Genomic DNA, 11578 nt, shown 5'->3' with positions numbered 1-11578 from the left:
TGTGAAAGGGGCATTTATTTAATGGCAGACGTAAAAAACAACAAAGAGTACCAAAAAGCTTTAGCAGCACTTCTTAAAGAGAAAAAACCTCTTGGACAAGTTGTGTATGATGAATTAACCAATCGATTGGCTACACCTTTTTCCTTGAATGCTGAGGCAATGGATGCATTGATCCAAAAGGTTGAAGATGCTGGAATTAGTGTAGTAGACGAAAATGGTGAACCTTCTAAAGCCAGCTTAAAGCAAAATGAAAAAACAGCCAAAGCTGCAGAAGCGGAAGATTTATCTGCCCCTACTGGTGTAAAAATTAATGACCCTGTACGTATGTATTTAAAGGAAATCGGTCGTGTACCGTTGCTTACTGCCGAAGAAGAGGTTCAATTAGCTTTATTGATCGAACAAGGAGATCAAGAGGCAAAGCAGCGTTTGGCTGAAGCCAACCTGCGTTTGGTAGTTAGTATTGCTAAACGTTATGTTGGTCGCGGTATGCAATTCCTGGATTTAATCCAAGAAGGTAACATGGGATTAATGAAGGCTGTAGAAAAGTTCGATTACCGTAAAGGATTTAAATTTTCAACTTATGCAACTTGGTGGATTCGTCAAGCAATTACTCGAGCGATCGCTGACCAAGCACGGACTATCCGTATTCCAGTCCATATGGTTGAAACCATCAATAAATTAATTCGGGTACAACGTCAATTACTGCAAGATTTAGGTCGTGAACCAACGCCGGAAGAGATCGGGGCAGAAATGGACCTGCCAACTGAAAAAGTTCGCGAAATTCTTAAGATTGCTCAAGAACCGGTTTCATTGGAAACACCAATTGGTGAAGAAGATGATTCTCATTTAGGCGATTTCATCGAGGACCAGGAAGCGACCAGTCCTGCTGAGCATGCAGCCTCTGAAATGTTGAAGGAACAGCTTGAAGATGTTTTAGATACTCTAACTGACCGAGAAGAGAACGTTTTGCGTCTGCGTTTTGGTTTAGACGATGGACGTACACGTACTTTAGAAGAAGTGGGGAAAGTATTTGGCGTAACACGGGAGCGTATTCGTCAAATCGAAGCTAAAGCATTACGCAAACTTCGCCACCCATCACGTTCTAAACAATTGAAGGATTTCTTGGAATAAGCATCTTGTAAAGCTTTTGTCACTCTGACAAAAGCTTTTTTTTATTTTTTTATTTAAAATAGCTGTGAAGTTATTGGAACTAAGGGGAAGTTGTGGTAGATTAAGGCGTAAGATTGAGAAAAGGAGCCGATTTCAATTGCATAAATGTCCTAACTGCCGATTTGAACCTGTCGACGGATTAGCAACTTGTCCCAATTGTGGTTTTTCCTTAGTGTCAGTAGATGATACTTTGCCTGAAGATAAAAATGATGAGATTGAATGGTCTGAGTTGTCTCAGCTGTCAGTTGAATCTGTTCGGGAAATGTTTGCTGAGGATAAAGCAGACGACCCGGAAGAAAACATGAAAACCCAAAACGAAGATAATGCGGACGATACAAATCCAATTTTGGCACAATATATTCGCGAACATAAAGGGGAATACATTCCTAGAAGAGATGTTGAACCCAACAAAGAAGAAAAAACAGAAGCTGAAAAAAACGAGCCTAATGGGCAGCAAGCAGCAGAAAGTCTAGAAACTTCGGAAGAAGCGATCAAGTCAGAAGCTGTCGAACCAGTTGTTGAGGAATCCCCAACTGTCGATAAAATTTTACCTGCTGAACCAGAGACGGTGGTACCTGTTTTGGCGGAAAACACCTCTTCAGAAGAAGACGAACAAGCTTCGGAGACAGAAGCAAAACCGCAAGAAACAAATTTTGGCGGTGGAAACACCCATTCAGGGGACAATGAGCCGCCTAAAAAGAACCGCAAAAAGTGGTACATCACTTTAGCGGCTGTAGCATTGCTGGGGATTGGTGGAGGCTACTATTATCATACTGAGAAAGAAGCCGAAGCACAGAGAGTTGCTGCTGTGAAAAAGGAAAACAAAGAGATCGATACGCTGGAAGAGACGATTCAGGAGTTTTATACCGATGACAAGCAAGTTTTCATAAGAGCAGACAAGCTAGGTCAAAACACCAGCAAGTTAGCTGAAGAAATTGCTAAACATAAGGACAGCTCTCGTTATAAGGAGTTGGACACTTCCTATGAACGTCTGTTAGACAAAATGAATAGTATCCAGGAAGTGAATCTACTATTTACTTCTCCAGCGATTGATGGTGATAAAGTAGCGGACAATTTACAATTGAAGGCGGATCAGCCGGTAGATTTGGCCGTCAATACCGGCGATCAAAGCTTCAACGATTTGCTGAATCAGGCAATTTCACAAGCCAAAGATCAATATGAAAAAATTGAAGAAGCTAAAAAAGCCCTTAGCCAAGTAATTCAAGACGGTAGTGTATTAGAAGGCGTGACCAGAGAACAATACATTTCAGCTAATGATGCACTGAATGCAGTAACAAACCAAACGTTAGTGGAAACTCAAAAAGCTGATTTGAAGAAGGTAGATGACGCTCTTACTGAAAAAGAGAAAAAAGCTGAAGAAGAACGGTTAGCTGCTGAAAAAGCTGCTCAAGAAAAAGCCGAGCAGGAAAAAGCTGCTCAAGAGCGTCAAAAGTCTACGACCAATTCTGGAGGTCCTAACCAACCCATCGTGGGATCTGATTCAGATCAGACAGCTGATTTAAGCAATGCTGCCTGGGGATGGAATCCTGGAGTTAAAGAAAAGGTAATACAAACCTGTCTAAGCCGAGGATATATCACAGAAGGCGGTTATTATGTAGAACCGGCTCGTATTGAGAACGGCGAAGGCTATTACAATTTATATGCTACTACCAATCAAGCGTCGTTAACTAAAAATTTAAGTCCGTCCGATTTGCCAATGTATGTCGTTACAATTAACTGTAAAACAGGTTGGTTTAAGGGGAATGGCGGAAACTAGATGAGTAAAGCCGGGGAAGGATTTCCCTGGCTTTATCTGTGAACTTAAGCAAATTATGCGTTAAAACTGAGCATGAAAAAGGAGAACAGATATGAATGAATTAATCGGACAAGTTTTTACAGCACTGATTATGGATGAAAACGAAGAAACCTATTTTGTCCAAAAAAATGGAGTAACCTTCCGTTTAGTCACCGATCAGGAGCATAAAATTGGTGATGCGATTGAAGGCTTCGGCTATATTAATCAGAAAAAAGAAGCTGTTTTTACAACAATACTGCCGAAAATCCGTATAGGTAACTATGCTTTTGGCGAAGTGACTAATGTACGTAGAGATTTGGGAGCTTTTGTCGATATTGGTTTACCTGACAAGGATGTGGTAGTTTCTTTGGATGAATTGCCGTCAATGAAAGAGCTCTGGCCTAAAAAAGGTGACTATTTAATGATCACGTTACGAGTAGATGAAAAGGAACGCATGTGGGGAACATTAGCTGATGAGACAATTTTTCATTCTTTGAGCCGCAAAGGATCCATAGAAATGCAAAACGAAGACAAAAAGGGGATCATCTATCGCTTAAAAGTAGCAGGGTCATACTTGCTAACTGAAGATTTTTATATCGGTTTTATCCACCCTTCTGAACGCTACTTAGAACCTCGTCTCGGTGAAGCTGTAGAAGCCCGGGTAATTGGTCTTCGTCCCGACGGTGCTCTAAATATGTCTTTGAAGCCTCGGGCTCACGAAGTAATTAATGATGATGCAGCCATGATTTTGACCATGCTGCAGCGTAAAGATGATCATCGCCTGCCATTATGGGATAAATCGGCTCCGGAAGAAATCAAGCAAACCTTTGGTATCAGTAAAGGACAATTTAAGCGAGCAATTGGTCATCTATTGAAGGAAAAACTAATTATTCAGGAGACTGGAGAAATTCGGTTAAAAAACTAATTGAGAATCACTTGCGAAACTTACGCGGATAAATTATAATGATTCTTATCAAATCAATAAAAACTGATATTCCAGTTTATAATAATTATAATCAAGTGAGGTATTCCTATGAATGCAGCGTTAGCGCTACAAAAGACAAAAAAACAATTGCATGACTCTGGTTTTAAGTTGACGCCTCAGCGGGAAGCAACCTTGCTGGTATTGCTGGAAAATGAGAAAGATCATTTATCTGCGGAGGAAATTTACTTTCTTGTAAAACGGAAAAGTCCGGAAATTGGCTTAGCTACTGTTTATCGTACCTTGGAAATTTTAACGGATCTGCATATCGTGGACAAGGTTAGCTTTGATGATGGCTTAGCCCGATATGATTTACGTAAGGAAGGTGCTGAGCATTTCCATCACCACTTATTGTGTTTAGAGTGTGGGAATATCGAAGAAATTGAAGAAGATTTGTTAGGTGACGTGGAACAAATTGTTGAAGCTCGTTTTCGTTTCCAAGTGAAGGATCACCGGTTAACCTTTCATGGCATTTGCCAAGCCTGCCAAATAAAAAATGAGCAGAATTCATAAATAGATGCTTCGGCAAATACAGCCATCACAGGTCCCTTGAAAAGATAGTGAGACGAGACTATCCATTCAAGGGACTTTTTGGTATGATAAAGCGAAAGTGGTGAGGAAATGGATGAACAAATCAAAGAATATTTGCATTATTTGACGATCGAGCGGGGCTTGTCTTTAAACACTCGGGCCAGCTACGAACGAGATTTGAAACAATATCTCCTATTTTTGAATGAAAAGGATGTCAAGAACTGGCAGGATGTCGATCGCTACACTGTTGTGGATTTTTTAGCGTTACTTTCTCAGGAAGGCAAAGCTTCAACCACAATCACCAGAATGATTTCCAGTTTACGTCGGTTCCATCAATTCTTACGTCAAGAACGCTATACAGATCATGATCCTATGCAGCACATTGAAAGTCCTAAGAAGGCTCAGAAGCTGCCTCAGACTTTGTCGTTGGCTGAAGTGGAACGTCTAATCGCTGCGCCGGATACTAGCACGACCCTAGGAATCCGTGACCGTGCTATTTTGGAAGTGATGTATGCTACTGGCTTGCGAGTTAGTGAATTGATTGGCTTAAAGTTAGGAGATATTCACCTCGAGATGGGCCTTTTACAGACAATTGGTAAAGGGGATAAGGAACGAATTGTTCCGTTAGGTGATTATGCGATTCATTGGCTGGAGCGTTACATAAATGAAGCTCGGCCCATATTAACCAAGAAGAATCAAAATGAACCCCATTTATTTGTAAACAATCACGGGAAAGGACTTTCACGTCAAGGAATCTGGAAGAATTTAAAGCAAATTGTCATTAAAGCCGGTATTACCAAAGACGTTACGCCCCACACATTGCGCCACAGTTTTGCAACACATTTGTTGGAAAATGGGGCGGATTTGCGAACGGTTCAAGAATTGCTGGGCCATGCTGACATCTCGACAACTCAAATTTATACGCACATTACGAAAAGACGTATGACTGAAGTTTATAAAGAGTTTTTCCCACGAGCTTGATTGGAGGAAGAAGATGATTACTCATTATCGAAAAAACCAGCGAAAAATTGCAATGGGACTATTGAGCTTTCATAAGTATTTGAAAGAAGAACATCCGAGATTGAAAGAAATTGAGCATTATGAAGAAGGCGAGCCATATCAGTTATATTGCTATTATTACGATGAGGCGACTAATAATGTTCAGGGCGTATTAGGCATTGAACAGTTGAACAACCAGGAGATTATTCTCCATGACATCAGCCTGAATCCTTCCTATCGAGGAGAGGGACTGGGCTTTGTGATGCTGGATCAATTGCAGGAGCATTACCCTGAATACCATATAATCGGAACGACTGCCACCGCTGCCTATCTGGCCAAGTGGAAAAGAAAGACAGGAAATTTAGATGGAACAAATTAATTTGAAGTTGGACGTTTTTGAAGGTCCGCTAGATCTGCTGCTGCATTTAATTAAGCAATTGGAGTTGGATATTTACGATATTCCAATTGCTGAAGTAACCGAACAATACATGGATTTTATTCACGCTATGAAAACCTTGGAGTTGGAATTGGCTGGGGAGTATTTAGTGATGGCCGCGACCTTAATGTCGATCAAGAGTCAGATGCTGCTGCCCAAAGCAGAGCTTGACTATGACTACGAAGAAGAAGTCGGGGAAGATCCGCGAGATGCGCTGGTTCAACAACTTTTAGAGTATCGTAAATATAAATACGCGGCTTCCGTACTTTCTGAAAAAGAGGCTGAACGAAGTCTCTTTTATACTAAGGCACCGATGGATTTATCTGATTACGAAGAAGAGCTGCCTCCTTTACCAGACAATCAGCTAAACACGATTGATTTATTCTTGGCTTTGCATGATGTTTTGCAACGTAAAAAGAATAATCAGCCAATTGAAACGACTGTCAGCAGCGATTCTGTTACGATTGAAGATAAAGTGAAGCAAATACATGCTCGTATCGAAGCAATGAATACCCAAGAAAGCCTATCATTGGATAGCCTTTTTTCACGTTATACCAAGGATGAAATGATTACTACCTTCATGGCTTTATTGGAATTGATGAAAAACGGTATCGCAGTAGTAAGCCAAATAGATACCTATGGACCAATAGTTATTACTAAAGGAGTAGCAAAATGAATCAACTAAGTCAAATTGAAGCCCTGCTGTTTGTAGTAGGGGAAGAGGGTATCGAGCTGGAGGAGATAGCTTTTACATTGGAACGGGCAACTGCTGAAATTTATCAGTCCCTTACAAGTTTGCGAGAAAAATATGAAACTGATGCAACGTCAGCCTTCACTGTTTTAGAGGTAGGGAATCGTTTCGTTTTAACCACCAAGAAACATTTTGCCCCTTTATTAAAAGAATTTGCTCGTTCACCTTTAGCAAATCGCTTAAGTCAGGCAGCCCTAGAAACTTTGTCCATCATTGCCTATAAACAGCCGATTACTCGAGGGGAGATTGATGAATTGCGGGGGGTTCAATCTAGTGGTGCGGTTCAGACACTGGTTTCTCGCCAGCTAATCGAGGAAAAAGGTCGAGTTGAAGGACCAGGTCGGGCAATTCTTTATGGAACAACCACATATTTTATGGATTATTTTGGTTTGAAAGATTTAACCGAGTTGCCAGATGTTCAACAAATGGAGACCGATCTATCAGATGATGAAGAAACACTGGATTTATTCTATGATCGTTTTAAAGAAAAGGATGAAAGTTAAATGGAAAGATTGCAAAAAGTTATTGCTCACGCGGGGATAGCCTCACGCCGTAAAGCAGAGAGTTTAATTACTGAAGGTCGGGTTCAGGTAAATGGTGAAGTGGTAACAGAACTAGGCACGAAAGTTTCCAAAAAAGAACGGATTGAAGTGGATGGAGTGCCGATTTACCAAGAAGAGCCTGTCTACTATTTGTTTTACAAACCACGAGGCGTTATTTCGGCTGTCTCAGATGACAAAGATCGTAAAGTGGTGACTGACTATTTCATCGGCGTTCCTGAACGTATTTATCCAGTAGGACGCTTGGATTATGATACATCAGGAATCTTACTGTTAACTAATGATGGCGATTTTTCTCAACGCTTGTCTCATCCAAAACATCAGGTAGACAAAGTATATGTTGCTAAGGTAAAAGGTTTTGCGGACAATAAAACCTTGTATCCATTAACCAAAGGTGTCATGATTGAAGGACGAAAAACGGCGCCTGCCCGCTTTGAGATTTTATCCACAGATCGCAAGGCTGGGACTAGCATCGTCGAGTTGACCATTCATGAAGGCCGTAATCATCAGGTGAAAAATATGTTAGCAGCAGTCGGTCTACCAGTACAAAAGTTGAAACGAGAGCGTTATGGTGACCTAACTTTGAAGGGTCTCCGTCCTGGGGAATACCGTCGTTTGAATGCGAAGGAAATTAATGGACTGCGCAATAGTTCACAATAAAAGCGGGTTACTTGTTTTTTGTTAGTAAAATTGCTATAGTTAAGATATAAAATAAATAATAATTTTAGGTTCGTCTTCAGGGGCAGGGTGAAAATCCCGACCGGTGGTGATAGTCCACGAACTGCGCAAGCAGCTGACTCGGTGAAAATCCGAGACCGACAGTATAGTCTGGATAAAGAAGATAGGCTTATTTGGGTATGAATGTATTCAAGTAACTCTATGCTTTTTCTGAAGCATAGAGTTTTTTTACGTACAGACAGCCTGATTAGCTTCGATGAAGATGATTCCAAACAGGAGGAATTGTTAGTGAAGAACGTAAAGTTACAAAAAATGACAGCCGTAGCGGTGGCCGCAGCTATGGGATTGATTCTGCAATTTATTGCCTTACCAATTATCCCGATATTTCCCTTTTTAAAACTGGATTTCAGTGATATTCCAGTCTTGATCAATATGTTTATCTTTGGTCCACTGGCCGGTGTTGCGACAGCATTTGTTCGCTCATTGCTTCATCTAGTAACAACAGGCTTTTCGATTGATAATTTAATTGGTGATTTAGCTAGTTTTCTAGCGTCCAGTATGTTTACCTTGCCGATTTTTTACTTGTTTAGACAACAAACGGCTCGTAAAAAAGCTATCGGAATTGGATTAGGTATTTTGGCCATGACTATTTTTATGAGTATTGCCAATTACTTTGTGATTACCCCGCTTTATTTAAAAGCGTTTGGTTTGTCCGCTGGCGAAATGCTGGGTATGAGCTTGGGGAAATATGTATTAGTGGGAATTGTTCCGTTCAACCTGATTAAAGGTATGGTAGTCAGCGGTGCTTTTCTGATCCTGCATGCTAAATTATTGCCGTGGCTAAGTAAGAAAACTATAACCACCCATCATCACAGTTCAATATAGCAATTACCAGGCCCACCAATTACGGAGGGCCTTTTTTACGCGTTCAAAATAAAGTTAGACGGGTAAAAGTTAACAAATAGTTGACAAATTATTTCGTCAAATCTTTTTTCTTTTACGTATGTTATAGTGGATTATGCAGAAGAATGGCATGGGCGGGACAGCGTTTGGCTGACTGAACTACCTCAGACTGTTCCTTTTCAGGAATAAATTCTTGCAGTGCGTGAGGCTCATCGATGAAGGTCACGATGCCTTCATCTGTATAATCAAAAAATTGCGGTGCCAGTGCCTGACACAGACCACAGGCAATGCAACGCTCTGGCAGAATCTCGCATTTCATAACTTTCACCTTCTAGGAGTTTTTTTATGACAGACTTTATTTTAGCTTTATTTCACACAGGACACAAGTTGCGTATCTCCACCTTATATCATTTATTAATTGGCAAGCGAACCAGCTCAGTATTGCTCCATGGATTTTTCTATCGCAACCTGCCGTTTTTTGACAGTTTTTCTGAGCTGGATGAAAAGCAGTTTAATCAATTAGTTGACCAGTTAATCCGCAAAAAAATGATTGAACAAATCGAGGGTTTCGGCCAGCTAACTGAAGCTGGACAGCTCCAATTGCAGACTTCAAGAGTAACCCAGCTAGTTGATCTAAATGGATTGCGCTATGGACGTGAGCGGGAGCGAATGTGGCAGCTGAGTTTATTGGGTGTCCAAGTTGCAAGCTATTTGACTTACCACAAAAATGAATATATCCCTTTAGATTCCCGCCCCTTGTTATTATACCAAACAAAAAGGTGGGTACGTCAATCTGGGAAAGATTTTTTGATAGCTTTTCCTAGAGAACTGCAACATATTTTTGCATCTTTAAATAAATATCAAGCTAATTTCCTAGCTAATCAGTTTAGCGGACATGAACAGTTTGGTCGGGTGGCTTTCCAGCTTCTACCAGCAGAATGGCAGGAGGTTCCGTGGGATCGACTATATTATCAGAATGCAGTCGATGCCTTTCTCCACCAAGCATTGCAACAGCCTAATTTTCGTCGACTGCTGAAGCAGTTGGATCAATTAAACTATAATCAAAGTATGCTGAAAACCCGTAACCTATATTTGAGAGGTCTCTCGATTGAGGAGATTGGGAAACAACGTAACTTGAAACAGGGAACTTTAAATGATCATTTTATCGAATGGGCTTTGGTGGCAGAGGATTTTCCATTTTCTGATTTTCAATTGATTGCACCCGCTTCTGAAAGTGAAATGTTGATGTGGCGTTATCAAGAGTTTGCGGAAATACCGTATTTAAATTTCCGTTTGTCTCAGATTTTATTTTTAAAGGAGCAGGATTATGAACGCAAAACAGCTGCTGATTGAGCGCTTTGGCTATCCCTCATTTCGGCCAGGTCAAAAAGAAATTATTGATGCTCTTTTAGTCGGGGAATCTGTGCTGGGAATGCTGCCAACTGGTACAGGAAAATCTCTTTGTTATCAGCTCCCAGGTTATTTATTTGAAGGAACGGTTATTGTGATATCTCCGCTAATTTCATTAATGGAGGATCAGGTGACTCAGCTGCAGCAATTAGGGGAGAGAAAAACTGTCGCGCTAAACAGTTTACTTTCTATGTCAGAAAAGCAATATGTCTTGGAACATCTTTCCACATACAAATTTATTTTTATGAGTCCGGAAATGTTTTTATCTGACAAGACTCAACAAGCTTTAGAAAGGATAAAAATAGCTTTTATTGTAGTGGATGAAGCTCACTGTGTTTCTCAATGGGGTGTTGATTTTCGACCAGAGTATTTGAAGCTAAGTGAAGGCATCCGATTTCTAAATCAGTCGCTGATTTTAGCGTTAACAGCCACGGCCACCCCTGAGGTAAGACAGGATATTCAACAACTGCTCTTCTCACAAACGGTTAAGGAAATCGTTTATTCGGTTGACCGCCCTAATATAAGTCTATTTGTGGAAACTGGTGAGAAGCAGGAACGACTGCTAGAATTGCTGCCTAAGCTTTCAGGAGCCGGAATTATATATTGTGCTACTCGTAAGCATGTGGAGGAACTGTACGAACGTTTAAAAAAACGGGAGAGAATTGCCTATTATCATGGTGGTTTGACCGGTCAAGAACGACGCATGCTGCAGCAGCAATTTATTGCTGGGGAACTAAGAATTTTGATCGCTACCAATGCATTTGGCATGGGGGTGAACAAAAATGATATTCGTTTTGTAATTCACTACGATTTACCATCTTCTCCAGAGGACTATTTGCAGGAGATTGGCCGTGCCGGTCGAGATGGACAATTCAGTCAGGCGATATTGCTTTATAATGAAGGGGATGAGTATATTCATCAGTTTCTTCATCAACAAAGCGTCGACAGTCGTCGGTTGTTTGAAATAAAAAAACAGACTGCTGATTTAGTGTTGGATAACCCTTTAATTCAAAAGTGGGAAAAACTTTTTCCTAATCAATCTCAGGAACTGATTGATCTTTTAGAACAACGAGAAAAGATTAGAAAAATCCAATTACAAGAAATGCTCACCTACATTCAGTTGACAGGTTGTCGAAGAAAATACTTGGTTAATTACTTTGGACAGCAGTTAGGAAATCAGCCAAAAGACTGCTGTGACAACGATGGAGCTTCTATAAAAACAGCTGAAGAATCACCAGAGCCAATAATTTTCTCAGAAGAATGGTCGGTGATATTACTAAAATTATTTAAAAAAACGATGAAAGATTGAAATAGTGAGCCACTTTTTTTCATGCTATGGTATAATACTTGGCGACAGCAATTA

13 protein-coding genes and 1 riboswitch are annotated in these 11578 nt (G+C 40.5%); of the genes, 12 read left to right on the top strand and 1 reads right to left on the bottom strand.

The window, feature by feature from the left end; translation table 11 throughout:
* Positions 1 to 21: 21 nt before the first annotated feature.
* The 10 genes from rpoD to IGI49_RS06480 all read left to right on the top strand — a co-directional run bounded on the left by rpoD (position 22) and on the right by IGI49_RS06480 (position 8787).
* Positions 22 to 1131 (top strand): RNA polymerase sigma factor RpoD, encoded by a 1110-nt coding sequence (gene rpoD / locus IGI49_RS06525; protein WP_207704442.1) that lies wholly within the window; start codon positions 22 to 24, stop codon positions 1129 to 1131.
* A gap of 136 nt (positions 1132 to 1267) precedes the next feature.
* Positions 1268 to 2947 (top strand): cell division site-positioning protein MapZ family protein, encoded by a 1680-nt coding sequence (locus IGI49_RS06520; RefSeq protein ID WP_429963861.1) that lies wholly within the window; start codon positions 1268 to 1270, stop codon positions 2945 to 2947.
* Between the two features lie 91 nt (positions 2948 to 3038).
* Positions 3039 to 3890 carry a CvfB family protein gene (locus IGI49_RS06515; RefSeq protein WP_429963860.1) on the top strand — a complete coding sequence of 284 codons (852 nt, stop codon included), beginning with the start codon at positions 3039 to 3041 and terminating at the stop codon, positions 3888 to 3890.
* A gap of 108 nt (positions 3891 to 3998) precedes the next feature.
* On the top strand, positions 3999 to 4460 hold the full coding sequence (locus IGI49_RS06510; RefSeq protein WP_207704439.1) for a Fur family transcriptional regulator: 462 nt from the start codon (positions 3999 to 4001) through the stop codon (positions 4458 to 4460).
* Between the two features lie 108 nt (positions 4461 to 4568).
* Positions 4569 to 5459, top strand: coding sequence for a site-specific tyrosine recombinase XerD (gene xerD, locus IGI49_RS06505; protein WP_429963859.1), 891 nt, complete (start codon positions 4569 to 4571; stop codon positions 5457 to 5459).
* A gap of 13 nt (positions 5460 to 5472) precedes the next feature.
* Positions 5473 to 5856, top strand: coding sequence for a GNAT family N-acetyltransferase (locus IGI49_RS06500; protein ID WP_207704437.1), 384 nt, complete (start codon positions 5473 to 5475; stop codon positions 5854 to 5856).
* Positions 5843 to 6589 (top strand): segregation/condensation protein A, encoded by a 747-nt coding sequence (locus tag IGI49_RS06495; protein WP_429963858.1) that lies wholly within the window; start codon positions 5843 to 5845, stop codon positions 6587 to 6589. The genes IGI49_RS06500 and IGI49_RS06495 overlap by 14 nt, the downstream gene beginning before the upstream one ends.
* Positions 6586 to 7167: an SMC-Scp complex subunit ScpB gene (scpB, locus tag IGI49_RS06490; RefSeq protein ID WP_429963857.1), complete on the top strand. Its 582-nt coding sequence runs from the start codon at positions 6586 to 6588 to the stop codon at positions 7165 to 7167. Before IGI49_RS06495 ends, scpB begins: the two co-directional genes overlap by 4 nt.
* Positions 7168 to 7884 carry a pseudouridine synthase gene (locus tag IGI49_RS06485; RefSeq protein ID WP_429963856.1) on the top strand — a complete coding sequence of 239 codons (717 nt, stop codon included), beginning with the start codon at positions 7168 to 7170 and terminating at the stop codon, positions 7882 to 7884.
* Between the two features lie 68 nt (positions 7885 to 7952).
* Positions 7953 to 8071, top strand: a riboswitch (FMN riboswitch).
* Between the two features lie 119 nt (positions 8072 to 8190).
* Positions 8191 to 8787 (top strand): ECF transporter S component, encoded by a 597-nt coding sequence (locus IGI49_RS06480; RefSeq protein WP_429963855.1) that lies wholly within the window; start codon positions 8191 to 8193, stop codon positions 8785 to 8787.
* A gap of 121 nt (positions 8788 to 8908) precedes the next feature.
* On the opposite strand, the gene IGI49_RS06475 is transcribed toward IGI49_RS06480, so the two are convergent.
* Positions 8909 to 9124: a ferredoxin gene (locus tag IGI49_RS06475; protein WP_429963854.1), complete on the bottom strand. Its 216-nt coding sequence runs from the start codon at positions 9122 to 9124 to the stop codon at positions 8909 to 8911.
* A gap of 26 nt (positions 9125 to 9150) precedes the next feature.
* Between IGI49_RS06475 and IGI49_RS06470 the strand changes: the two genes are divergently transcribed.
* Together IGI49_RS06470 and IGI49_RS06465 are read left to right on the top strand one after the other, a co-directional pair.
* Positions 9151 to 10158 carry a helix-turn-helix domain-containing protein gene (locus IGI49_RS06470; protein WP_429963853.1) on the top strand — a complete coding sequence of 336 codons (1008 nt, stop codon included), beginning with the start codon at positions 9151 to 9153 and terminating at the stop codon, positions 10156 to 10158.
* Entirely contained in the window at positions 10133 to 11524 is a 1392-nt protein-coding gene (locus IGI49_RS06465; protein WP_429963852.1) for a RecQ family ATP-dependent DNA helicase, read from the top strand. The genes IGI49_RS06470 and IGI49_RS06465 overlap by 26 nt, the downstream gene beginning before the upstream one ends.
* Positions 11525 to 11578 lie beyond the last annotated feature (54 nt).

Source organism: Enterococcus sp. AZ071, assembly GCF_050499065.1.
GTDB lineage: Bacteria > Bacillota > Bacilli > Lactobacillales > Enterococcaceae > Enterococcus_A > Enterococcus_A ferrettii.
Note: the sequence above shows the minus strand (reverse complement) of the source record. Positions and strands in the feature narration are given on the sequence as shown.

What these genes read in the sequence shown, in the direction of transcription:
- rpoD (WP_207704442.1), top strand. Translation starts at nt 22, where the DNA reads ATGGCAGACGTAAAAAACAACAAAGAGTACCAAAAAGCTTTAGCAGCA.
- IGI49_RS06510 (WP_207704439.1), top strand. Translation starts at nt 3,999, where the DNA reads ATGAATGCAGCGTTAGCGCTACAAAAGACAAAAAAACAATTGCATGAC.
- IGI49_RS06475 (WP_429963854.1), bottom strand. Translation starts at nt 9,124, where the DNA reads ATGAAATGCGAGATTCTGCCAGAGCGTTGCATTGCCTGTGGTCTGTGT.
- IGI49_RS06515 (WP_429963860.1), top strand. Translation starts at nt 3,039, where the DNA reads ATGAATGAATTAATCGGACAAGTTTTTACAGCACTGATTATGGATGAA.
- xerD (WP_429963859.1), top strand. Translation starts at nt 4,569, where the DNA reads ATGGATGAACAAATCAAAGAATATTTGCATTATTTGACGATCGAGCGG.
- IGI49_RS06470 (WP_429963853.1), top strand. Translation starts at nt 9,151, where the DNA reads ATGACAGACTTTATTTTAGCTTTATTTCACACAGGACACAAGTTGCGT.
- IGI49_RS06500 (WP_207704437.1), top strand. Translation starts at nt 5,473, where the DNA reads ATGATTACTCATTATCGAAAAAACCAGCGAAAAATTGCAATGGGACTA.
- scpB (WP_429963857.1), top strand. Translation starts at nt 6,586, where the DNA reads ATGAATCAACTAAGTCAAATTGAAGCCCTGCTGTTTGTAGTAGGGGAA.
- IGI49_RS06465 (WP_429963852.1), top strand. Translation starts at nt 10,133, where the DNA reads ATGAACGCAAAACAGCTGCTGATTGAGCGCTTTGGCTATCCCTCATTT.
- IGI49_RS06495 (WP_429963858.1), top strand. Translation starts at nt 5,843, where the DNA reads ATGGAACAAATTAATTTGAAGTTGGACGTTTTTGAAGGTCCGCTAGAT.
- IGI49_RS06485 (WP_429963856.1), top strand. Translation starts at nt 7,168, where the DNA reads ATGGAAAGATTGCAAAAAGTTATTGCTCACGCGGGGATAGCCTCACGC.